General features: G+C 58.5%; 23 protein-coding genes. 5 read left to right on the forward strand and 18 right to left on the reverse strand.

Going from position 1 to position 21830, the window contains the following annotated elements:
• Position 1: 1 nt before the first annotated feature.
• Together NOR97_RS12485 and NOR97_RS12490 are read right to left on the reverse strand one after the other, a co-directional pair.
• Positions 2–1180, reverse strand: a complete 1179-nt coding sequence (locus NOR97_RS12485) for a biopolymer transporter ExbB (RefSeq protein ID WP_257599301.1) — start codon at positions 1178–1180, stop codon at positions 2–4.
• 69 nt (positions 1181–1249) lie between these two features.
• Positions 1250–1780 carry a gamma-glutamylcyclotransferase gene (locus tag NOR97_RS12490; RefSeq protein ID WP_257599302.1) on the reverse strand — a complete coding sequence of 177 codons (531 nt, stop codon included), beginning with the start codon at positions 1778–1780 and terminating at the stop codon, positions 1250–1252.
• A gap of 67 nt (positions 1781–1847) precedes the next feature.
• Between NOR97_RS12490 and NOR97_RS12495 the strand changes: the two genes are divergently transcribed.
• Positions 1848–2846, forward strand: coding sequence for a DUF2125 domain-containing protein (locus NOR97_RS12495; RefSeq protein WP_257599303.1), 999 nt, complete (start codon positions 1848–1850; stop codon positions 2844–2846).
• Here the strand turns inward: NOR97_RS12495 and NOR97_RS12500 are convergent.
• The 4 genes from NOR97_RS12500 to NOR97_RS12515 form a co-directional block, all read right to left on the reverse strand.
• Entirely contained in the window at positions 2843–3676 is an 834-nt protein-coding gene (locus tag NOR97_RS12500; protein WP_257599304.1) for an extensin family protein, read from the reverse strand. The two genes, NOR97_RS12495 and NOR97_RS12500, sit on opposite strands and share 4 nt — an antisense overlap.
• The gene (locus tag NOR97_RS12505; RefSeq protein ID WP_170346029.1) at positions 3673–4593 is read right to left on the reverse strand and encodes a prephenate/arogenate dehydrogenase family protein; all 921 of its coding nucleotides are present in this window, start codon (positions 4591–4593) and stop codon (positions 3673–3675) included. The genes NOR97_RS12500 and NOR97_RS12505 overlap by 4 nt, the downstream gene beginning before the upstream one ends.
• Positions 4590–5675, reverse strand: a complete 1086-nt coding sequence (gene hisC / locus NOR97_RS12510; RefSeq protein WP_257599305.1) for a histidinol-phosphate transaminase — start codon at positions 5673–5675, stop codon at positions 4590–4592. Before hisC ends, NOR97_RS12505 begins: the two co-directional genes overlap by 4 nt.
• A gap of 64 nt (positions 5676–5739) precedes the next feature.
• On the reverse strand, positions 5740–7155 hold the full coding sequence (locus NOR97_RS12515; RefSeq protein WP_257599306.1) for an aminotransferase class V-fold PLP-dependent enzyme: 1416 nt from the start codon (positions 7153–7155) through the stop codon (positions 5740–5742).
• A gap of 102 nt (positions 7156–7257) precedes the next feature.
• Here NOR97_RS12515 and NOR97_RS12520 point away from each other — a divergent pair, with 102 nt between their 5' ends.
• Positions 7258–7719, forward strand: coding sequence for an Lrp/AsnC family transcriptional regulator (locus NOR97_RS12520; RefSeq protein ID WP_257599307.1), 462 nt, complete (start codon positions 7258–7260; stop codon positions 7717–7719).
• 126 nt (positions 7720–7845) lie between these two features.
• On the opposite strand, the gene rpsD is transcribed toward NOR97_RS12520, so the two are convergent.
• The 7 genes from rpsD to ugpB all read right to left on the reverse strand — a co-directional run bounded on the left by rpsD (position 7846) and on the right by ugpB (position 14570).
• Entirely contained in the window at positions 7846–8466 is a 621-nt protein-coding gene (gene rpsD, locus NOR97_RS12525) for a 30S ribosomal protein S4 (protein WP_171725844.1), read from the reverse strand.
• 241 nt (positions 8467–8707) lie between these two features.
• A complete protein-coding gene (locus NOR97_RS12530; RefSeq protein ID WP_170346024.1) occupies positions 8708–9028 on the reverse strand; it encodes a hypothetical protein in 321 nt (106 codons plus the stop codon).
• A 425-nt stretch (positions 9029–9453) separates the two neighbouring features.
• Positions 9454–10401: a glycerophosphodiester phosphodiesterase family protein gene (locus NOR97_RS12535; RefSeq protein ID WP_257599308.1), complete on the reverse strand. Its 948-nt coding sequence runs from the start codon at positions 10399–10401 to the stop codon at positions 9454–9456.
• Positions 10401–11456, reverse strand: a complete 1056-nt coding sequence (locus NOR97_RS12540) for a sn-glycerol-3-phosphate import ATP-binding protein UgpC (RefSeq protein WP_257599309.1) — start codon at positions 11454–11456, stop codon at positions 10401–10403. The genes NOR97_RS12535 and NOR97_RS12540 overlap by 1 nt, the downstream gene beginning before the upstream one ends.
• A 3-nt stretch (positions 11457–11459) precedes the next feature.
• Positions 11460–12296 (reverse strand): sn-glycerol-3-phosphate ABC transporter permease UgpE, encoded by an 837-nt coding sequence (gene ugpE / locus NOR97_RS12545; RefSeq protein WP_152459916.1) that lies wholly within the window; start codon positions 12294–12296, stop codon positions 11460–11462.
• Between the two features lie 20 nt (positions 12297–12316).
• Complete coding sequence (ugpA, locus tag NOR97_RS12550; RefSeq protein ID WP_152459032.1) at positions 12317–13198, reverse strand: sn-glycerol-3-phosphate ABC transporter permease UgpA; 882 nt, start codon at positions 13196–13198, stop codon at positions 12317–12319.
• Between the two features lie 61 nt (positions 13199–13259).
• Entirely contained in the window at positions 13260–14570 is a 1311-nt protein-coding gene (gene ugpB, locus NOR97_RS12555) for a sn-glycerol-3-phosphate ABC transporter substrate-binding protein UgpB (protein WP_170346022.1), read from the reverse strand.
• A gap of 172 nt (positions 14571–14742) precedes the next feature.
• On the opposite strand from ugpB, the gene NOR97_RS12560 reads away from it, so the two are divergent.
• Positions 14743–15645, forward strand: a complete 903-nt coding sequence (locus tag NOR97_RS12560; RefSeq protein WP_257599310.1) for a LysR substrate-binding domain-containing protein — start codon at positions 14743–14745, stop codon at positions 15643–15645.
• A 145-nt stretch (positions 15646–15790) separates the two neighbouring features.
• Here the strand turns inward: NOR97_RS12560 and NOR97_RS12565 are convergent, their stop codons facing one another.
• From NOR97_RS12565 to dgcN, 3 genes are all read right to left on the reverse strand, one after another.
• Positions 15791–16651: a D-amino-acid transaminase gene (locus tag NOR97_RS12565; RefSeq protein ID WP_257599311.1), complete on the reverse strand. Its 861-nt coding sequence runs from the start codon at positions 16649–16651 to the stop codon at positions 15791–15793.
• Between the two features lie 10 nt (positions 16652–16661).
• A complete protein-coding gene (gene dgcA, locus NOR97_RS12570; protein WP_170346019.1) occupies positions 16662–17627 on the reverse strand; it encodes an N-acetyl-D-Glu racemase DgcA in 966 nt (321 codons plus the stop codon).
• A 75-nt stretch (positions 17628–17702) separates the two neighbouring features.
• Positions 17703–18704 (reverse strand): N-acetyltransferase DgcN, encoded by a 1002-nt coding sequence (dgcN, locus tag NOR97_RS12575; protein ID WP_170346018.1) that lies wholly within the window; start codon positions 18702–18704, stop codon positions 17703–17705.
• Between the two features lie 294 nt (positions 18705–18998).
• Here dgcN and NOR97_RS12580 point away from each other — a divergent pair, with 294 nt between their 5' ends.
• Positions 18999–19961, forward strand: a complete 963-nt coding sequence (locus tag NOR97_RS12580) for an L-malyl-CoA/beta-methylmalyl-CoA lyase (RefSeq protein WP_257599312.1) — start codon at positions 18999–19001, stop codon at positions 19959–19961.
• Positions 19962–20006: 45 nt separating this feature from the next.
• Here the strand turns inward: NOR97_RS12580 and NOR97_RS12585 are convergent, their stop codons facing one another.
• A complete protein-coding gene (locus tag NOR97_RS12585) occupies positions 20007–20585 on the reverse strand; it encodes a PA14 domain-containing protein (protein ID WP_170346016.1) in 579 nt (192 codons plus the stop codon).
• A gap of 119 nt (positions 20586–20704) precedes the next feature.
• A complete protein-coding gene (locus NOR97_RS12590; protein ID WP_257599313.1) occupies positions 20705–21157 on the reverse strand; it encodes an Lrp/AsnC family transcriptional regulator in 453 nt (150 codons plus the stop codon).
• Between the two features lie 73 nt (positions 21158–21230).
• Here NOR97_RS12590 and NOR97_RS12595 point away from each other — a divergent pair, with 73 nt between their 5' ends.
• Positions 21231–21827, forward strand: coding sequence for a LysE family translocator (locus NOR97_RS12595; RefSeq protein WP_257599314.1), 597 nt, complete (start codon positions 21231–21233; stop codon positions 21825–21827).
• Positions 21828–21830: the final 3 nt, after the last annotated feature.

The raw sequence follows: 21830 nt of genomic DNA on the forward strand, positions 1-21830 counted from the left end.
GCTACTCTCCTTCCGGCGTGGTGCGCACCGCACCCCGCGGCAGAGTCAGGGCCTTGACCAGCAGTTCGATATCCTTGCGGAATTCGTTCATGCTTTCCTGCCGACCCGCCGAAATCTCTTCGAGAATGCGCAGCAGTTGCACATCCATCGAGCGCAGGCGCATCCGGCTTTCGGCGTCGATGCCATCGCCTGCACCGTGTTCGCGCATGTGGTCAAGCAACGCATCCTGCCCCAGCGCGACACGCTCCAGAGCAGACGTGACGCTTTCGGTATTGGCCTGACGATTGTTCATCTTGGCAATCACATCGACCAGCTGCCCCAGCTTGGCCGAAACCTCAGCCCGCTCACTTTCCTGAGCGGCGAACAGATCCTGCAATGCATCCATCTGTTCGGACATGGCATCCAGCACAGGTGTCAGTACGGCGATCTCTGCCCCGCCCTCTTCGCCGCTGGCAAATCCAACGCGGGTGATCGAGGACAGCCATTCTTCGAGCTCGCGATAGAAGCGGTTCTGCCCGTGCCCGGCAAACACTTCGAGCAGACCAACAATCAGCGATCCCGCCAGACCCAGCAGAGACGACCCGAACGCAACACCCATCCCCTGCAACTGCGCCTCGAGCCCCGTCATCAGACGATTGAAGACGGCCAGCCCCTCTTCGCCTTCCTGCGGGTTCAGGCTGCGGATTGTGTCGACAATGGCTGGAACGGTTGTCGCCAGGCCGAAGAATGTACCCAGCAGACCCAGATAGATCAGAACGTTGGTTATATAACGCGTGATTTCCCGTTCTTCTTCGACACGCTCGGCCACGGAATCCAGAATGGACCGGGTAGAGGTGGAACTGATCTGCGAGCGCGCGCCTCGCTCGCGCAGCAGCGATGCCAAAGGCGCCAGCAACTGTGGTGTGCGCGCATCTTCGCGAACAACACCACCGACAAAGGCCTCGATCCAGCGCACGGACCCGATCAGCTGCGTAACCTGATAAAAACAGGCGAAGACGCCGATAAAGAACACAATCAGGATGAAGCCATTCAGATACGGATTGGCATAAAAAACCGGCAAAACGTATGGAAGCGCCAGAAACACCCCCAGCCCGGACAGGCCGATCGCCATCAACATCAACAGAATTTGTCGAATTGGATGCGAGAAATGGGGTCTCGCGCCCTGATGTGCCTGCGCCATGCGCGTGGTTCCCGATTTTTGCCTGCTTTGCGTCGAATCTAGCGGGATTCCGCGCGTGACGCCAAGAGTTTATGCGGTGATATCGCGGACCCGTTGCGCCAACCACTCAAGATCGTGATCACGCAGGCCGATCTCGGCCAGATGTTCGGCAGTATTATAGAGGTATTCGTCATTCGGTCCACGCCCGCCGACCGCATGTGCGATGATCCGGGCCTGTTCCTCCAACGGCATCCCGCCGCAATACTGGACGTGGTCGGCATCGATCACATAGGTCACGGCATTTACGACGCCTCCGCTTTCCAGATGCACGTCCAACATACGTTCGACATAGGCCGAGGAAATCAACTCGCGCTCGCGCAGCTCTTGCAGCGTGCGGTCTTCGTGACCCGCCTCGACCGCAAGGGCCAAACCGGTGCAACTTGCGTTCTCCTGTTCGTCCAGTGCCAGCACCAGGCCCGGTTTTTCCTCTGTCCCGCGGTGGTGGATCGAACTCATGCAAAAGGACCGGGCAAACCCGTGCAACGTCGCGCGTTCACTGCGCGCCACCGGAAAGCCCGGATTCCACAGCAGCGATCCATATCCGAAAACCCACATCGTCATTGCACTGGTCCTTGCCTGTTTCGGCCTATAAACATCAATTCCAAGGCGGGAAAAAGGGCCATTTCGGATGCGTCTGATACGAGTGTTGATTTTTGTTACCCTTGCGTGGAGCGCATATTGGTTCGTGGCCGGGTATGGCCTGCGCTCTGCGATCACTGGCTGGTTCGACCAGCAGGAGGCACGCGGCTGGCAGGCGGATTTCTCGGATGTCGCAACGGCCGGGTATCCAACCCACCACATGACCCGTCTGAACAATCCGGCACTGGCCGACCCGGTAAATGGCACGGCGTGGAGCGCGGACTGGATCGAGTTCAAAAGCCCCGCCATCTGGCCCGGTCGTCAGGTATTGCGCTTCGCTGACACACCGCAACGCCTGTCATACTTCGACCAAACATCAACAATTGTGGCTGACGAATTGCTTGCCGAGCTGCAATTGCAGCCGGGCGTCTCGCTCGTGCTGGAAAAAATGGCTTTGACGGCCGGGGCCTGGTCGGTGACGGAAAGCTCCACCACGCTGGCCTCGGGTGACACGCTGAGCCTGATCATGGAACAAACGCCAGTTTCGGAAGCCTATGCCATCACCGCCCGCGCGGATGGGTTCACACCGGGGGAAAGGCTGCGTGCTGTGATGCATTCCGCAAGTTCCTTGCCGCAAAGCTTTGAAACGCTGGAACTGGAGATGGTCACCACCTTCGACAAGGTTTGGAGCCGGTCCGCCCTCGAAGACGGCCGTCCGCAGCCCGTGGCCATCGACCTGCGTCTGGTCGAAATCAAATGGGGTGAGTTGCGCCTGTTCGCGACCGGCGATCTGGACGTGGACGCCCAGGGTATTCCGACCGGAGAGATCGCCGTCAAAGCCGAAAACTGGCGCGACATGATCGCCATGGCGAACGCGGCGGGCGCCCTGCCCGATCAGGCCGTAGATCCCGTCACCCGAGGGCTGAACTTTCTGGCAGGGCTGGGCGGCAACCCCAACGCGCTGGATCTGCAACTGAATTTTCGCGATGGTTTCGTGGCGCTCGGGCCATTGCCTTTGGGCCCCGCCCCGCGCCTGATCCTGCGTTAACGGCAGTAAGGTCCGCTGCGGTAGCGGGCCGTATCAAGGTGGAAATGATCCTTGTGATAACGATCTGAATTTGGCCCCAGCACGGTGCCGAACGGACCGCACGCTCCGCGCCAGATTTTCTTGAGCTGTTTCTGAGACGGGTTCTTGCGCCACCCATTCAGGACGGTCACCACCTCACCGTCGGCCATTTTGAAACCTGAGATATCGATCGCACGCCCCTTGCCGTGTTCGGATATCCGCGCGCCTTTGCGGTTGTTGCGGGTTCGGCAGGCATAATGGGCGGCGATTTGCAATTCGACCACGGGCCCGCGGCGTTTGAAGGTGGGTTTGACGGTCTTGTCGACCCACTTGTTCAACGCAATGGCGGTGCCACAATCCATAGTCGAGGGACGGCTGAGCGTCACACCCGAAACCGAGGTGATCTGCACCGCGTCCTTGACACCGCAGGCTGAATTCTTGCTGCCCACGCGGCCAACAGGCTTGCCCTGAATGGCAACATCCCCGCAAACAGACCCTTTGCGCAGCTTGCGCCTTTTGAACAACACCTGCTGTTCGACGGACTCGGGTCGCAAATAAGGCATCAAGGACGTGTCCGGCCCCAGAAGTGGCAGTTCCGACGGGCGCGCCGCCGCGGCGGTGACTTGCGGGGAAACCGGGCGCGAAACCGGACGCAGGTTGGCAGTGTCAGAGGGGGCAGGCGTGCTGACAGCCTTCTGAACAAGCGAGGGACGCATGAGAGGCACCAAAGACTGGTCAAGGGGCGCCGCCTGAACTGGCGCGGCACCCAAAGCCACGACCCCGATCAGAATATGCCCCCAGCGCAGTCTCATGAACTTGCCTTTCCCCGCCCAAAGTCCGGTGCATCCGTATCCTGCCCGGCATCGATGATACCGCGACGAATAGCACGGGTGCGGGTAAAGTAGTCAAATAGATGATCACCGTCCCCGGTACGGATGGCACGTTGCAGGGCAAAAAGCTCTTCGGTGAACCGGCCCAGGATTTCCAGCGTCGCATCCTTGTTGGACAGGAACACATCCCGCCACATGGTCGGGTCGGACGCGGCAATCCGGGTGAAGTCCCGGAAACCGGCAGCCGAATACTTGATGACCTCGCTGTCGGTCACCCGTCGCAGATCGTCGGCCACGCCGACCATCGTGTAGGCGATCAGGTGCGGCGCATGGGATGTCACGGCAAGGACCAGATCATGGTGATCCGCATCCATCTCATCGACATTCGACCCCATGCCCTCCCAAAGCGCGCGCAGGCGGGCAATGGCATCCGGGTCCGAACCCTCGACCGGGACCAACAGACACCAGCGATTGTCAAACAGCTCGGCAAACCCGGATTCAGGGCCGGAATGCTCGGTCCCAGCCAAGGGGTGCGCGGGTATGAAGTGCACGCCGTCGGGGATGTGCGGTTGCACCGCCCGAATGACGTCCCGCTTGACCGAACCCACATCCGAAACGGTGGCGCCGGGTTTCAGCACGGGTGCAATCTCTTTTGCAACTGCGCCCATAGCCCCTACAGGCACACACAGGACGACAAGATCGGCACCTTCGACCGCATCGCGTGCCGTGTCGCAAACACGGTCGCACAATCCAATCCTGCGTGCCGTTTCTCGGGTTTCCTCGGACCGGGCATAACCCGTCACTTCCCCGGCCAGCCCTGCACGTTTCATCGCCCAGAACATGGACGAAGCAATCAGGCCCAGCCCGATCAGCGCAACGCGGTCGTAAATCTGGCTCATGCTGCGCCCTCTTTGAATGCAGTGATCGCCGCAACCACACGGCGGCAGGCTTCTTCGTCGCCCACGGTGATCCGCAAGGCGTTCGGCAGGTTGTAGCCTGCAACCCGGCGGACAATCAAACCCTGCGTTTTCAGGTAGTCGTCGCAGGCCTCGGCTTCGGCCTGATCGCCAAAACGTGCAAGGATGAAGTTGGTACAGGACGGGTCCGAAGGCACGCCCGTCTTGGCCAATTGATCGGCCAGCCACACGCGAAGCCGCGCGTTTTCGGCCTGACAGAAGGTCAGGAATTCCACATCGTTTACCGCAGCTTCGGCCGCCGCCAATGCGGTCAGCGACAGGTTGAACGGCTGGCGCACCCGGTTCAGCACGTCGATGATCGGTTGATGCGCATAGCCCCAGCCGACACGCATACCGCCCAGCCCGTACACTTTTGAAAAGGTGCGCGTCATGATCACATTCTCATGGGCGTCAACCAGTGACGCCCCGCCATCGAACCCGTCGACAAATTCCGCATAAGCGCCGTCCAGAACCATCAGGCAAGTGTTGGGCAGACCCAGCGCCAGAAGTTCCAGTTCGTCGTTCGAGATCATGGTCGAGGTTGGATTGCCGGGATTGGTGACAAACACGATCCGCGTCCGCCCCGTCACAGCGGCAAGAATGGCATCCACATCCACCTTGCGGTCACGCTCGGCCACCATGACCGGCGTCGCACCGGCCATACGGGCGATGATCGGGTACATGGAAAACCCGTGCTCGGTATAGATCACCTCGTCCCCAGGCCCCGCATAGGCCTGAGCGACGAACTGCAATACCTCGTCGCTGCCGACACCGCAGATGATCCGCGCCGGGTCCAGCCCATGGCGTGCGCCGATGGCCGCGCGCAGGCTCGCGTGGTCGGTGCTGGGATAACGATGCAGAGTGGCCGCGCTGTCGCGCACCGCCTCTATGGCCCTGGGGCTGGGTCCAAAGGGGTTCTCGTTCGAGCTCAGCTTGATCACATGCTCCACTCCCGCCACATGCGACTGGCCGCCCTGATACAGCGCGATGTCCATAATGCCGGGTTGTGGGGTGATCTTGGTCATGAGAGGCTCCGTTCAATGGGCCTCTCATACCTGTCTCAAAGGGTTGAGAAAAGCGGCAATTCCCTCATGCGGCCTTGAAGCGCGCTGTTGCCGGGTCAGCGTTGTAGTAGGGCGTGAATTCTTCGGTCCGGTGCGACAGGTCATTGACGCTGTCGATGATGAACTGAACCGTTTCCTCACTCATCAGATATGAGAAATTCAGGCGCACCCAGCCGGGTTTTTTCATTTCTTCCCCTGCGGACAAGGCAGCGTGCAGCGCCTCGGACGTTGCCTGATCGATCCCCAGCAAGCGGTGGGCATAGGGTCCGGCACAGGCACAGCCGCCCCGCGCCTGAATGCCGTAGATATCGCTGAGCATCCGGGTGAACAGCTGCTGATGCACGGGCCGACCCGCATTGTCGCGCACCAGGAAGGAAAAGATCGGCAGCCGATGCGCGCGCTCGACCCCAAGCAGGGTCAGGTTCGGGTTGTTCTTCCACCCGTCCAGCGCCATTTGATTGTACTGCGCCTCGCGCCGGGCGATTTCGTCCGTTCCGACGACATCCTTGACGATGAAGGCCAGCGCCGCACGAATGTCTCCGATCACGTTGGGTGTCCCGGCCTCTTCGCGGGTGGACAGATCGGCACTGTAGTCATGCCGCCACGGTGATACGAAGCTGACGGTTCCACCACCCGGCCAGCTGGGACAGGTCCGTTTCACGGCAGTTTGGTTCACAACCAAAACACCTGACGCGCCCGGGCCACCGGGAAACTTGTGCGGCGAAACCACGATCGCATCCTTGCGGGCATCTTCGGGTCCCATGTCCATCGGCAGGTAAGGCCCGCCACCGGCATAGTCCCAAACGGCCAAAGCACCATACGCCTTCAGCATCCGTGTGACCGGATCGGGATCGGTGATAATGCCTGTTACGTTGGACGCGGCAGAAAACGATCCGACCACCAAATCGGCATCCGCATGGGCCTCGAGCGCGGTTTTCAGCGCATGCAGGTCCACACCACCGCCCTCGGCTTCGGGGATTTCGACGACACGTGCTTTGCTTTCGCGCCACGGCAGAATATTCGAATGATGCTCATATGGACCGATCAAGACAATCGGCTGGTCAGCCTCTGCCACCCCTAGCAGGCTGACCAGCCGATTGAGCCCCGCAGTGGCGCCAGACCCGGTAAAGATCACCGCGTCCTCTTCCCGAGCACCAACAATGCGGGCTATTTCTGCCCGCGCTTCGCGGCGCAGACGTGTCATGTAGGATCCGCAGTAGGAGGCCTCGGTGTGACTGTTTGCGTAAAACGGCAAAACGTCCTGCGCCACAAAATCCTCGACCTGCCGCAATGCGCGGCCCGAAGCGACGTAATCCGCATAGACAAGCGGCACGTCTCCATGCAGACCCGGGATCAGAACATTCTCGCCGATCAGCCCATCGCGCAGATTTGAATTGTGAGTGGTGGAACAGAGTTCCGCACGAAATTTGGACAGGGTCATTGCATTGGCTCCTTACTGCCCTACCAATGTGATATTTTTGAACCGCGAAAACTTCACCTATCTTTGCGTAGATTTTTAAGATTTCGTGTCATATGATCCGTTATGAAATCAAAATTAGATCAAATTGACACGCGCATTCTGAAAGAACTGCAAAAGGACGCCACCCTGTCGCAGCGCGAATTGGCGGATCGTGTAGGACTTTCTCAAAACGCTTGCTGGCGGCGCTTGAAGGCCCTGAACGAAAACGGTGTGCTGATCGGGTCCACGGCCCGCATCGCACGTGAGAAACTGGGGTTGAGCCTTGTCGTCTTTGTTATGCTCCGCACACGACACCACTCCGCCGAGTGGCTTCAGGCGTTTCGGAGCCATGTTCTGACGATCCCGGAAGTCGTGGATTTTCATCGGATCGGAGGCGATTACGACTATCAGCTGAAAGTCGTAACGCAGGACATGTCGTCATATGACAAGGTCTATCAACGATTGATCGAGAAGGTCGAGTTGGACAGCGTGACCTCGTATTTCGCGATGGAAGCGATCGCCGAAGGCAGACCCCTGCCGATCTGACCCGCACGTCATCTGGCCAACAACCCTCAGGGAATGCGCGGGCTGTCGCGATGGCGGCAGCGTCCTCATCAAACAAAAAAGACCGCGCAAAAAGCGCGGCCTTTCGGAATTCGGTTGCTGCGAAGATCAGTTCTTCGCGTAGAATTCGACAACCAGGTTCGGTTCCATGACGACCGGGTACGGCACATCGCTGAGGCCCGGAGCGCGCACGAAGGTCGCGGTCATTTTCGAGTGGTCGGCGTCGATGTAGTCAGGAACGTCGCGCTCGGCCAGCGCGGCGGCTTCCAGGACAACAGCCAGTTGCTTGGACTTGTCGCGCACCTCGATCACGTCGCCTTCTTTGACGCGGTAGGACGGGATGTTGACCCGCTTGCCGTTCACTTTGACGTGGCCGTGGTTCACGAACTGGCGCGCGGCAAAGACGGTTGCGACGAACTTGGCGCGGTAAACCACAGCGTCCAGACGGCGCTCCAGCAGGCCGATCAGGTTCTCACCGGTGTCGCCCTTCACACGCTCGGCTTCGGCGTAGATACGGCGGAACTGCTTCTCGGTCAGGTCGCCATAGTAACCTTTCAGCTTCTGCTTGGCGCGCAACTGCAGACCGAAGTCCGACAGTTTGCCCTTGCGGCGCTGGCCGTGCTGGCCGGGGCCATATTCACGACGGTTGACCGGGGATTTCGGACGACCCCAGATGTTTTCGCCCATCCGGCGGTCGATTTTGTACTTGGCAGACGTGCGTTTGGTCACGGCTGATCTCCTTCGTTAGGTCGAAGCCCTGACGGGCCACTATGAAGGGCGTTGTCCTCTTGAGGTCTCCCCCATGACAGGCATCCCCTTGCGGGGGCCACCAACACCAATGAAGCCGCGCTTATATCCGCGATGCCGGCGGAGTCAACACAGCATTCCGCAAAGTTCAGAAAAAACGATCGGGGCAGACAGCCAGCGGACCGGGCATCGCGCCGAAACCGTCTGGCGGCGCCTTGAAATCTTAGTTTGAGGTCGGGAAAGAAACGACCGTCGCGCCGCCTTTCGCGGCCGGGTTCGGGATCATCGCAAGCTCGGTCACTTCGACAATCCAGAACTCTTCATCCCGTGGCGGGCAAGCGCCTTCGAACACGAGAGTCCGCGACGTATCGTTGCCATCGCCAACAATCCTGGCAGTGAATGTCTGCGCACCGTTGGTAAGGGCAAGGGTTCCGGTCACATCGCCCGAAATCTCACGGACAATTGGAAACTGGCTGTTCACGTGGGTCGCAACGCCCCCCACATTTCCGATTTTTCCGATGCTTTGCTCGGCAGTCTCACTCATGACGATTGCTTGTCCACGCCATGACCATGCTGCTCCGACCGCCATGCAGGAAAGGGGCGCATCTTCAAGCCCGTCAATTTCCGTCTGACACCAGGAAATAGCTATTTGACCGTTTGTTCCGGCTCTCATCCGCCCACTCGCACTTACCAGCACCCCAACACTCAATTTTCTCCTTATCAGCACAAATTCCGGCGGAAAAGAGACAGAACTGTAGCAATCACAAGAATGTTGTTAATGTGACTCAATATTGCCGCCACCCGTTAGGGGTGACGGCCCGTCGATGACGGTTGTGACCAGCGATGGCCGAAACCAATGCCCCAAAAAACACGCGGGTCCTGAGCGTCAACGGGGCTGAAGGGCCTTTGTTTGAGGCAATTTCAAATTGGCAGAAGAAATTCACCCACGTCGCCCCGGGGACGCCGGGATCACCGGTGCCCTGCGCGCCAACCGAAGCCTGACTCCGATAGTTGTCTTTGAACCCGCCCGGGATAGTCGGATACGATTGCATCCACGCCCAGATCGATCATCTTGCCGATATCTTCATGTTCATTGACGGTCCACACGACGACGCACAGGCCCAGTTCTTTTGCGCGCGTGACGTTTTCGGGCGTTACATCCGCAAAATACGGGCACCAAAGCGAACCACCGGCCTGCTTTACCAAGTCTGGTATTTCGTCGCGACGACCACGAAAGTCGGGACAAACGGATTTTGAGGAATCCTCGCCAACATCGTCGGCATTTTCCGGAAGTTGCGTCAGGTAGGATGAAGGCATATCCGAAGCCTGCCTCTGACATTCCGCCAACAGATTCCAATCGAAACTGTGCAGCACCGCGCGCGAAGACAAACCCTTGCCGCGAACGTCCCGAAGTACTCTCCGGACAAAGTTCTCTCGGTAAAGCGCATCATGGGCCAGGTCGGGGTCCGACTTCAGCTCGAGCATCAGATGGGCATCACTGTGTTTCGGGTCATCGACCAAATCGAGCAGATCCAACAGCTTTGGCACATGGACGTCGTCCATTTGCGCCTGATCCGGGAAGCGTTGGCCATAGGCGGATTGCCCGTCCAGACGCCCGATATCGAATTGTCGGATCTGTTCGTAAGTCAGCGAGGATACTTTCGGCTCTTCCCCGGTCAGGAACACGCCATTGCTATCGCGGAAACTGGCCGAATGCAGGCGATGATTGTGCGTAATGACCGGCACATCATCGGCCGTCAGGACAACGTCAAACTCAAGAAGCGGGACGCCGATGGAAAGTGAAAAGTCGAAGCCAACCATGCTGTTTTCAGGCAACACGCCCCGTGCCCCCCGATGCCCCACAACCCGGATCAGGTTTTCGCCGCCGCGAAAGGCCTCAACCTGCTGAAACGCCATCAGCTTTCCAGCCTTCTGCCTGTCGCGTGGTCAAACAAATGCATGTTCTCCGGTGCCACCGAGAACCGCATAACAGGATGGCGTCCTTCGATCGGGTGGACACCGGGAAGGCTTGCGGTGATCGTGCTTTCAGAGCCCGACAGGTGACCGTGCAGCAACGTGTTGGCCCCAAGCGGTTCAGCCATCTGAATCGCGGCTTCAAGCGGGCCATTGTCATCCAACAACAGGTGCTCTGGTCTTATGCCAAGCTTCACGGCGCTGTCTGCGCCCCCGGAGGGTCCGACTTCGATTTCTCCGATCTTGATCGCCCCGTTTTCGCGCCGTGCTTCAAAAATGTTCATCGCCGGGCTGCCGATGAACTGCGCGGCGAACAGCGTTTGCGGGGTTTCATAGACTTCCAGCGGCGTGCCGATCTGCTCGGCGATGCCGCCATTCATCACGATCATCCTGTCCGCCATCGTCATTGCTTCGACCTGATCATGCGTGACGTAAAGCGCCGTGATCCCAAGTTTCTCCTGAAGTTCGCGTATTTCCAGACGCATCTGAACACGAAGCTTGGCGTCGAGGTTCGAGAGCGGCTCGTCAAACAGGAATACAGCGGGCTCGCGGACAATGGCCCGGCCCATCGCAACCCTTTGGCGCTGACCACCGGACAACTGCCTGGGTTTGCGATCCAGCAAAGGTTCAAGCTGCAACAGCTTCGCCGCCTGGGTCACCTTTTGATCGATCTGAGCCTTGGGCAACCCGGCGATCCTCAGGCCATATCCCATGTTCTGACGCACGGACATGTGCGGATAAAGCGCATAGTTCTGGAACACCATGGCGATGTCGCGATCCATGGGCTCTTTGTCATTGGCGCGTTCACCGCCGATCCGGATTTCGCCGGACGTGATCGTTTCCAGCCCCGCCACCATCCGCAACAATGTGGACTTGCCGCAGCCTGACGGGCCGACGATCACGATGAACTCTCCATCGGCAATATCGACATCGACACCGTGGATCACATCCGTCGGGCCAAAGCTCTTTTTGACATTCTCTAAGGTAACTGTTGCCATTTCTTACTTCTCGCTATCGACAAGGCCACGGACAAAGAGCTTTTGCATCGACACCACCACGATGACCGGCGGGATCATCGCCAGAATGGACGTCGCCATGATCGTCGGCCAATGTGCAAAGTCGTCACCGGACGGAAACATCTGTTTGATACCCATCACGATGGTATTCATCTCGGGATCGGTCGTGATCAGCAGCGGCCAAAGGTACTGGTTCCAGCCATAGATGAACAGGATCACGAACAGTGCGGCGATGTTGGTCCGGCTCATCGGCACCACGATATCGATGAAGAACCGCATCGGTCGCGCGCCGTCGACCCGGGCGGCCTCGGCCAGTTCATCGGGTATGGTCAGAAAGAACTGACGGAACAGGAAGGTTGCCGTTGCCGAGGCGATCAGGGGAAAGATCAGCCCGTAATAGCTGTTGAGCATACCGAACCCGGCGACAACTTCGAACGTCGGAACGATGCGGACTTCGACCGGCAGCATCAGGGTCAGGAAGATCAGCCAGAAGAACGTCGTTCGTCCGGGAAAGCGGAAATAGACGATCGCGAAAGCCGACAGCAGAGAGATGATGATTTTGCCGACTGCAATTCCGATTGCCATCACCAGACTGTTGAACAGCATCGTGGCCACGGGCACATTTACCCCCGAGAACAGCGCCGCCTTGTAGTTCACCCAGAACTGATCGCCGGGCACGACTGGCATCGGCGGTGAGACGATCTCGGCCTGGGTCACGGTCGAAGCCACGAAGGCAAGCCATATCGGGAAGAATATGATCAGGACACCGAGGATCATCAAAGCATGGGACAACCAGATGCCCGCGCCGCGTTTTTCGACCATTCCGTGTTGTTGGGCTGCCATCAGTAATGCACCCTCTTTTCCACGTATTTGAACTGGATGACCGTCAACAGGCCCACGACGATCAGCAAGATGACCGATTGCGCCGAAGACGAGCCGAGGTCCTGCCCCACAAACCCATCCGAGAAAACCTTGTAGACAAGGATTGTGGTCGACTGTTGCGGCCCGCCACCGGTGATTGTGTGGATCACACCAAAGGTTTCGAAAAAGGCATAAACAACGTTCACCACCAGCAAGAAGAACGCCGTCGGCGACAGCAACGGCAGCACGATCGTGAAGAACCGGCGCCAGAAATGCGCGCCGTCAATCGCCGCCGCCTCGATCACGGATCTTGGAACGGATTGCAGGGCAGCGAAAAAGAACAGGAAGTTATAGCTTATGCGCCCCCAGGCAGAGGCAACGACCACCAGCCCCATGGCTTCGGTGCCGTTCAGAACGTGGTTCCAGTCATACCCAAGCTGGCCGAGGTACCACGACACGACGCCGACGCGCGTGTTGAACATGAACAGCCACAGAACGCCCGCAACCGCCGGGGCAACAGCGTAGGGCCAGATCAGCAAAGTCCGATAGACCCCGGACCCTTTGATCAATCGATCCGCAATGACCGCAAGAAACAAGGCAGGGATCATCGAGCACAACGTGACCAGCGTGGAAAACACCGCCGTTGTCACGAAAGAGGCGCGATAAAACTTGTCACTCAGCAGGAATTCAAAGTTGCCGAGCCCCACGAACTGGGACGACAGCCCGAACGGGTCAGGTATGAACAGCGACTGCCATATGGCCTGACCGGCGGGGTAGAAAAAGAAAACAGCGGAAATGATGACCTGAGGGGCGATCAACGCCAATGGCAACAGCCAGCCGCGAAAGGTGACGCGTTTTTCCATCCTGAAAACCCACCGAAGAAAGAAAATGCGGGCCCTGAAAAGGCCCGCATGACGTTACGACTTATTGATTGGCGGATTCGAACCGGCGCAGCAACGCATCACCGCGTTCCTTCGCGCTGTCCATCGCTTCCTGAGCCGTTTTCTCACCGGACCAGATCGCCTCGAGCTCTTCGTCGATGATGCCGCGAATCTGGTCGAACGATCCCAGGCGCAAGCCTTTCGAATTTGCGGTCGGCTCTTTCGCGGTCATCTGGATCACTGCGACGTCGGTGCCCGGGTTTTCGTCATAAAAACCAGCGGCGCGCGTAACCTCCCCCGCCTCTGTGGTGATTGGAAGATAACCGGTGTTCTGGTGCCAGGCCGCTTGTACGTCAGGTGATGACAGGAAGCTCAGGAACTCTCCGACGCCTTTGTACTCTTCGGGCTCATGACCCTCCATTACCCAAAGAGACGCGCCACCGATGATGGTGTTTTGCGGTTCACTGGTGACGGATTCCCAATAGGGCAGCGGACGCACGTCAAAATCGAACTCGGCCTCGGCCTTGATGCCGGCGTATCCGGCCGAACTTTCGGTGAACAATGCGCACTCGCCTGACCGGAAGTTCGCACCGCCTTCGTTTCTGCGACCGGTATAGATGAACTTGCCGTCCTTGGCCCAGTCACCCATTGCGGTCAGATGTGCAACCTGCACCGGACCGTTCAGCATCAGCTCGGTATCCAGACCGGCAAATCCGTTGTCACGTGAGGCAAAGGGAACGTCGTGATAGGCCGACAGGTTTTCAAGGTGAATCCAGCTTTGCCATGCCGTCACCAGCGGGCAATCCTCGCCACCCGCCTTCAGCTGTTCAAGGACTTCGCCGACTTTTTCCCAAGTGGACAGATCCGTGTCCGGATCAACGCCCGCCGCTTGCATGGCATCGCGGTTGACCCACAGGACCGGCGTCGAGGAGTTGAAGGGAAGCGACAGCATCTCTCCGTCAGTGGTTGTGTAGTAGCCTTTGACGGCGCCAATATACGCGTCGGGATCAAAAGACGCGCCGCTTTCGGCCATCACTTCATAGACCGGCTTGATCGCCCCTTTGGCTGACATCATTGTCGCCGTGCCGACTTCGAACACCATCAGGATATGCGGCTGCTCACCGGCCCGGAAGGCAGCAATCCCGGCATTCAGGGTTTCCGAGTAGTTGCCCTTGTGGCTTTCGACCACGACGAACTCATCCTGACTGGCGTTGAATTCTTCAACCTGTCCTTTGACAAGTTCACCAAGGCGACCGGTGAAGGCATGCCAGAACTGGACTTCGGTCTGCGCCATTGCCGCCAAGGGGGACAAGGCCGTGGTGATGGCAAGAGCGCCAAGCAGATTCTTTTTCATGATTCCTCCCATGCATCAGGGTTGATGCTTCGTTGATTACCGACCGCAACGCGTAAACGGCACACATGACGATTTCACGACGTTAACGTTACAAAACTATAATTCAAGGCCTATCTACTTGGTAAAAAAATAACATAGTGTTATGAAATGGCGCAGCAGATCGGGATCGGCAATGAGTCAAATTCTGAGAGTTCGGCAGTTGGAGGCCCTGATGGCCGTGACCACCAAAGGGTCTGTCACGGCCGCCGCGGCTGATCTGGGCGTAACCCAACCAGCTGTCAGCAGATTGCTGTCCGATCTTGAAAAATCGCTTGGGTTTCAGCTTTTTGACCGCCGCGAGGGCCGATTGGTGCCAACGCAGGAGGTTCGTTACCTCTTGCCCAGCGTCGAGCGCGTTCTCGAATTGATGCGGCAAATCTCTGATGTCAGCCAGGATATCACACAACGCAAAGCAGGGCACATCCGTGTCGCTTGCCTGCCGGGATTTGCCACCAGCCATTTGCCCAAAGTCGTCGCCGGTTTTCTGAAAGATCGGCCCGGCGTCACCCTGACGATCGAACCTGACAGACCTGAACGCATTCTGGAATGGATGATCGGCGAGCAGTATGATTTCGGTATCACTGACAGCTTTCACGGTCATCCGGCGGTAGAAAGCAGGGACATCGACGTTCGCACGGTATGCGTGTTCCCCACCGGGCACGAGTTGGAAGGCCTTTCCGAAGTTACCCCGGCGGATCTCGCACATAGCAAAATCATCCACTCCCGACGCGACAGCGACTTTTTCGGGCGGCTTTCGAAAGTATTTCAACATGCCAATGTCGAATTGAACTCGCATATCGAGGTCAGGCAGTTCACGGCAGCATGCGAATTGGCGCTGGAAGGTGCCGGTGTCTCGATCGTAAGCGAACTGGATGCTGTCCAGTATACGTCGAGGGGGTTGAGTTATCGGCCGTTCAAGCCGTTTTTGACGCATACCCTCTCGTTGGTGCGTCCAATTTTGAAGCAACCGTCATTGGTAACGCTGGAATTCATCGAACAGTTTCAGGAAAGCCTGGACCCTTTCAAAGTCGGGTAACCCGGCCTTTCGGCGGAAAGTCGCATATGATCTGCTCATGCTCGGCGGGATCGAAGGCGACTCTCCCTGTCCTGCCCCCGGATCCGACTGATGTTGGCACGGCGCCGCAGAAGTCCGCCGCAACGCCGTCCGACGTGGTGTTTCTTCAGATCGCGGCCTTTCGGCTTTCATCCAGGTAAATTTCACGAAGGCGTTTGGCTATCGGCCCGGGTGTACCATCACCCAGCGCGACTCCGTCGATTTCCACCACGGGCATCACGAAAGCACTGGCCGAGGTTGTGAACGCCTCGTCAGCCTCTTTGGCTTCGTCGATGGTAAACAGGCGTTCTTCAACTTCCATCTGCGCTTCGGCCGCCAGGCGCAGCACGGCCTTGCGGGTGATCCCGTGCAGGATGTCGTTGGACAGCGGGCGGGTCACGATCTTGCCGTTCTTGACGAAATAGGCGTTGTTGCTGGTGCCTTCGGTTACAAAGCCGTCCTCGACCAGCCATGCATCATCGCACCCCGCTTTCTTGGCCATCATCTTGCCCATCGAAGGGTAAAGCAGCTGCACGGTCTTGATGTCGCGGCGACCCCAACGGATGTCCTCGATCGAGATGATCCTGGCACCTTTCCGTGCCGCCGGACTGCCAGCCAGCCCGGGCTTGTTCTGGGTGAACAGAACGAGGCTGGGTTTGGTATCGGCCGAAGGGAAGACAAAATCCCGGTCACCGTCACTGCCGCGCGAGACCTGAAGGTAGACCAGGCCCTCTTCGATGCCGTTCAGATCAACCAGCTTGCGATGGATTTCCAGCAGCTCTTCCTTGGTGCAGGGCTCGGCCATCTCCAGCTCGTCCAGAGACCGCTTCAGGCGTACTGCGTGACCTTCGAAATCAATCAGCTTGCCATCCAGTACACTGGTCACTTCGTAAACCGCATCAGCAAACAGGAAGCCACGGTCAAAGATGGATACCTTGGCCTCGGTCTCGGGCAGGTATTCGCCATTTACAAAAACGGTTCGGGTCATGTTTGTCTCCTCAGCCCCAGAGCGCCGCTTCGGGCGGGTGAACTCCGGCGTCGTCAAAAATCAGCGGGGTGTCGCGGTCTTCGGCCAACAGAAGCGGGCCGTCAAGGTCCGTCACCATCGCACCCTGCGCCAACAGTGTCGCGGGCGCCATGGCAAGCGAACTGCCAACCATGCATCCGACCATGATGTCATACCCTTCCGCGATTGCAGCTTTGCGCAGCTCAAGCGCTTCGGTCAGGCCACCGGTCTTGTCGAGTTTGATGTTGATGACATCGTATTTCCCCTTCAGCCCGGGCAGGCTGGCGCGATCATGGCAGGACTCGTCGGCGCAGACGGGCACCGGGCGGTCCATTCCAATCAAAGCGTCGTCGTCACCGGCCGGCAACGGTTGCTCGACCAGCGCCACGCCCAGACGTACCAGATGCGGGGCGAGGTCGGCGTAAACCTCGGCCGACCAGCCTTCGTTCGCATCCACAATGATCTTGGCGTTCGGAGCACCGGCGCGCACCGCCTCAAGCCGCGGCATGTCATCTGGCGTGCCCAGCTTGATCTTCAGAAGCGGGCGATGCGCGTTCTCGGCCGCCTGGGACTGCATCGCCTCGGGCGTGTCCAGCGACAAAGTGTAGGCCGTGATCTCAGGTCCGGGCACTGGCAGGCCCGCTAAATCCCAGGCGCGCTTACCCGCGCGCTTGCTTTCCAGATCCCACAAAGCACAATCCAAGGCGTTCCGGGCGGCACCGGCAGGCAGCAGATCCATCAGCGACCGACGGCTGAACTCAGCAGGCAGACCGGCGATCTCGGCCTCGACCGACTCGAGCGTTTCGTCATAACGCGCATAAGGAACGCACTCGCCCCAGCCCTGATGCGTTCCGTCCGACACCCGCACTGTCAGCACCTTTGCTTCGGTCCGAGACCCGCGCGAGATGGTGAACACCTGCGCCAACTGAAACACATCGCGAGAGACCTCTATCTGCACAGGCCCGCTCCTTCATCTTTTTCCAAATACTCCCGCCAGCGGCGGAACCGGCCCGCCACCGGCGGACCGGTTGGATCACATCGCGGCCAGCGCGTCCACCAACTTGCCCGAGCCGAACCGGAACGGATCGGTCGCCGGCAGCCCCATGTCTGCTTCGATCCTGGCCAGATACGCCGTCGCGTCCTCTTCGGACATGTGCTGCGTGTTGACGGAAATACCGACGACCTGACAATCGGGGTTCGCCACTTTGGCCAGGGCCAGCGCGGTGTCACGCAGGGTTTCGAGCGTCGGCAGCTGATAGGTCGGCAGACCACGCATGTGCTCGCGGGTCGGTTCATGGCTCAGGATCAGCGCGTCAGGCTGGCCGCCGTGGATCAGCGCCATGGTCACACCAGAATAGGATACATGGAACAGCGATCCCTGGCCTTCGATCAGGTCCCAGTGATCGTCATCATTGTCAGGTGTCAGCCATTCGATCGAGCCGGCCATGAAATCCGCAACTACGGCGTCCAGCGGCACGCCATCGCCGGTGATCAGAATGCCCGTCTGACCAGTCGCGCGGAAGGTCGACTTCATACCACGCTTGCGCATTTCCGCATCCATCGCCATTGCGGTGTACATCTTGCCGACCGAACAATCGGTGCCCACGGCCAGACAACGCTTGCCCTTGCGCTTGATCCCGTTGGCAATCGGGTAATCGACCTCAGGTACACGCACATCGTGCAGCTTTCGACCCGTCGCTTCGGCCACCGCCACCAGATCGGGCTCGTCGCGCAACAGGTTGTGCAGTCCAGAGGCCAGGTCAAACCCTTCCTCAAGCGCCATGACCAGAACCTTTTTCCATTCCTGGCTGATGACGCCGCCACGGTTGGCCACACCTATAACCAGCGTTTTTGCGCCGGCCGCTTTGGCCTCGGTCAGGGTCATATCGGTCAAACCCAGATCAGCCTTGCAACCGTCCATACGATATTGGCCGACGGCGTTTTCCGGGCGCCAGTCCTTGATGCCCACAGCCACTTTGGCCGCCAATTGGTCGGGCGCATCGCCCAAAAACAGCAGGTACGGTGTCTCGATCATTGCGGTCACTCCTTTGATTCCGGCCTAAGCTAGAGAAGCGCTTAAACGAGCGTTTCGCGTTTTGATCCGCCAAACACGACAAGTGCGCGATGTTCTTGCACCATTGACCCAGAAAGCGCAAAATAATTCGAAGTTTTCAAAATGATTAAACTTTAATCACCACTTCTCAGCTGTTGGAATGCAGCTTTCTGCAACCGCATTGCCGCAGATGCACAATCTCCTTGCGCCAGGTTGCGCAATTTAATACCTCATTGGGCGAGAAAATCGCAATTTCATTACCCATACGAGGTCCAGATGAGCTTTCGCATCCAACCCGCCGCGCCTGCACGACCCAATCGCTGCCAACTGTTTGGTCCGGGATCGAATACCAAACTGTTCCCGAAAATGGCAGCTTCTGCTGCGGATGTGATCAACCTTGACCTCGAGGATTCGGTTGCGCCTTCGGACAAGGACATCGCCCGCGCCAATGTCATCGAAGCCCTGAACACTGTTGACTGGGGCAACAAATACATGTCCGTTCGCATCAACGGATTGGATACCCCCTATTGGTATCGTGACGTTGTCGACGTGTTGGAGCAGGCAGGCGACCGTCTGGACCAGATCATGATCCCCAAAGTCGGCTGCGCATCGGATGTCTATGCCGTGGATGCCCTTGTCACCGCCATTGAACGCGCCAAGGGCCGGACCAAACCGATCAGCTTCGAGGTCATTATCGAATCCGCTGCCGGCATCGCGCATGTGGAAGAGATCGCAGCCTCCTCACCCCGTTTGCAGGCAATGAGCCTTGGGGCCGCAGATTTTGCGGCCTCGATGGGAATGCAGACCACGGGCATCGGCGGCACACAGGAAAACTATTACATGCTGCGCGAGGGTGAAAAACACTGGTCCGATCCGTGGCACTGGGCCCAAGCCGCCATCGTTGCGGCCTGCCGCACCCACGGGGTGCTGCCAGTGGATGGGCCATTCGGGGATTTCAGCGATGATGAAGGGTACATCGCTCAGGCGAAGCGCTCGGCCACGCTGGGCATGGTCGGCAAATGGGCGATTCACCCCAAGCAGATCGCGCTGGCCAATCAGGTCTTTACCCCGTCGGATGAGGCCGTTTCCGAGGCCCGCGAAATCCTGGCCGCAATGGAACAGGCCAAAGCCAACGGTGAGGGCGCAACCGTCTATAAAGGCCGCCTTGTCGACATCGCCTCAATCAAGCAGGCCGAAGTCATCGTGGCACAGGCCGAACTGATTGCGGCGGGCGGCTAAGCCCAAAAAAACGGGCGCTCGATGGAGCGCCCTTTCATGAATTCTTCAACGGCCAAAAACGTCATTGGGCGTCCATGTGAAGCGTTCCCCTTTCTTTCCTGACTTCATCATCAGGCAAGAGGTTCCCAGTTTCTGGAAATAGACGATCTTCAATGGATACCAGCCCGCCTTGGGCACCTCCACTTCGGTGCGTTGATTGGCTTCACAGCCCTGAATACCCTTGACAAGGCCAATCTGCTGGCCGCCAACCCAAGCTTCTATCCCGTCATTCGACCACGTTTCCAGCTCGTAAACGCCCGGTGAGTCAAACCGCATATACCCTGTGACCTCGGCGGCAACGTTGTAGGCCTCGTCGAACGTCATGACGTCCTCACCCTTGCTTGTGTCCCTGTAATCCAACCCACGCAACGGCTTTCCGGGCTTCGCCTTAGACAGCATGCTTTTTGCCTGACTCAGATCCCGGATCTTCTTGTGTTGATTGCCCGTACCAATGTATTTGACATTCAACCCTGCCTTCGGAGAAGGCTGTGGATTGGCAGGTTGCAGTTTCAGCGGGGCAGACAAAGCGGCCCCGGCAATGACCGACATGGCAACTGCGGTCGCCACTGTTCGAACGAGTTTCATCCTAATCTCCCTGTTTGCGTGCCGTTTTGGCTGGGCATATCCCCTGGCAACGTCATTACAGTGACACTAGGCTCTGAAAATTTGCGCTGCAAGAGAGTGTGGCTTCACAATTGCAGAGGCTACGCACGCAGATCCTTGGGCGACCCCATGACCACATAGGACGTGATCGACGTGACATGCGGCAACGTTCCCAGCACCTCGGTATGGAAGGTCTTGTAGGACGGCAGATCGGCGCATTCGACGCGCAGCAGGTATTCGATCGTACCGGTGATGTTGTGACATTCGACCACTTCGGGGGCTTGTTGCAGGGCCCGCTCGAACCCCTCTTGCGCCGCTTTCGTGTGTTCGCCAAGACCGACCCCGATATAGGCGACAAAGCCGACACCCATCGCGGCCGGGTTCAGAACCGCACGATAGCCGGTGATCACACCGGCCTTCTCAAGCTCTTGAACACGACGCAGGCAGGCGGACGGCGACAGCCCGACCCGTTCGGCCAGTTCCAGATTGCTGACGCGCCCATCACGGGTCAGTTCGTGCAATATCCGGCGATTTATCTGATCATTCTTCATCACAAGTTGCAGAAATAGCCGAAACGCGCACGAAAAAGCAATTTCATTTGCTGCCGGTCGGACGATACTTCGCAGTATGACCTACGACATCCTTCTGGCCCTCATCGCCTTTGCCTTCGTGACATCCATTACGCCCGGGCCGAACAATCTGATGCTGATGGCATCGGGTGCGAATTTCGGCTTTCGGCGTTCGATCCCGCATATGCTGGGCATTGGCCTTGGCTTCACGCTCATGGTGCTGCTGGTCGGGGCCGGGCTGGTTCAGGTCTTTGACAGATATCCGGTCAGTTATTCAGTGCTGAAGGTCGTGTCGGTGATCTATCTGCTTTATCTGGCATGGAAGATCGCACATGCCGCACCGGCCGGGGGCGCTTTGGCAGCGGGGACTCCCATGACGTTTCTACAGGCCGCTGCCTTTCAGTGGGTGAACCCCAAAGCCTGGGCCATGGCCCTGACCGCCACGACCGCTTACACGCCCAGTCAGACCCTGCACGCAATTGCCCTCGTTGCGCTGGTTTTCGGGGCGGTCAACCTGCCATCGGTGAGCACATGGACCTTTCTTGGACAGCAAATGTCGCGGGTGCTGACGAACCCGCGCCGATTGATTGTGTTCAACTGGACAATGGCGGTGCTGCTTGTGGCCTCGCTCTATCCCGTTCTCTGGCCCGGTTGACCC

The organism is Ruegeria sp. YS9 (assembly GCF_024628725.1).
GTDB classification, from domain to species: Bacteria; Pseudomonadota; Alphaproteobacteria; order Rhodobacterales; family Rhodobacteraceae; genus Ruegeria; species Ruegeria atlantica_C.

Bases quoted from the DNA above. Each gene is read 5' to 3' on its own strand.
- NOR97_RS12530 (WP_170346024.1), bottom strand. From the start codon at position 9,028: ATGAGTGAGACTGCCGAGCAAAGCATCGGAAAAATCGGAAATGTGGGG.
- NOR97_RS12515 (WP_257599306.1), bottom strand. From the start codon at position 7,155: ATGACCCTGTCCAAATTTCGTGCGGAACTCTGTTCCACCACTCACAAT.
- NOR97_RS12500 (WP_257599304.1), bottom strand. From the start codon at position 3,676: ATGAGACTGCGCTGGGGGCATATTCTGATCGGGGTCGTGGCTTTGGGT.
- NOR97_RS12485 (WP_257599301.1), bottom strand. From the start codon at position 1,180: ATGGCGCAGGCACATCAGGGCGCGAGACCCCATTTCTCGCATCCAATT.
- ugpB (WP_170346022.1), bottom strand. From the start codon at position 14,570: ATGAAAAAGAATCTGCTTGGCGCTCTTGCCATCACCACGGCCTTGTCC.
- NOR97_RS12580 (WP_257599312.1), top strand. From the start codon at position 18,999: ATGAGCTTTCGCATCCAACCCGCCGCGCCTGCACGACCCAATCGCTGC.
- NOR97_RS12520 (WP_257599307.1), top strand. From the start codon at position 7,258: ATGAAATCAAAATTAGATCAAATTGACACGCGCATTCTGAAAGAACTG.
- NOR97_RS12565 (WP_257599311.1), bottom strand. From the start codon at position 16,651: ATGACCCGAACCGTTTTTGTAAATGGCGAATACCTGCCCGAGACCGAG.
- NOR97_RS12585 (WP_170346016.1), bottom strand. From the start codon at position 20,585: ATGAAACTCGTTCGAACAGTGGCGACCGCAGTTGCCATGTCGGTCATT.
- NOR97_RS12595 (WP_257599314.1), top strand. From the start codon at position 21,231: ATGACCTACGACATCCTTCTGGCCCTCATCGCCTTTGCCTTCGTGACA.
- ugpE (WP_152459916.1), bottom strand. From the start codon at position 12,296: ATGGTCGAAAAACGCGGCGCGGGCATCTGGTTGTCCCATGCTTTGATG.
- NOR97_RS12535 (WP_257599308.1), bottom strand. From the start codon at position 10,401: ATGGCGTTTCAGCAGGTTGAGGCCTTTCGCGGCGGCGAAAACCTGATC.
- NOR97_RS12540 (WP_257599309.1), bottom strand. From the start codon at position 11,456: ATGGCAACAGTTACCTTAGAGAATGTCAAAAAGAGCTTTGGCCCGACG.
- hisC (WP_257599305.1), bottom strand. From the start codon at position 5,675: ATGACCAAGATCACCCCACAACCCGGCATTATGGACATCGCGCTGTAT.
- NOR97_RS12495 (WP_257599303.1), top strand. From the start codon at position 1,848: ATGCGTCTGATACGAGTGTTGATTTTTGTTACCCTTGCGTGGAGCGCA.
- NOR97_RS12505 (WP_170346029.1), bottom strand. From the start codon at position 4,593: ATGAGCCAGATTTACGACCGCGTTGCGCTGATCGGGCTGGGCCTGATT.
- dgcN (WP_170346018.1), bottom strand. From the start codon at position 18,704: ATGATCGAGACACCGTACCTGCTGTTTTTGGGCGATGCGCCCGACCAA.
- NOR97_RS12490 (WP_257599302.1), bottom strand. From the start codon at position 1,780: ATGACGATGTGGGTTTTCGGATATGGATCGCTGCTGTGGAATCCGGGC.
- NOR97_RS12560 (WP_257599310.1), top strand. From the start codon at position 14,743: ATGAGTCAAATTCTGAGAGTTCGGCAGTTGGAGGCCCTGATGGCCGTG.
- ugpA (WP_152459032.1), bottom strand. From the start codon at position 13,198: ATGGAAAAACGCGTCACCTTTCGCGGCTGGCTGTTGCCATTGGCGTTG.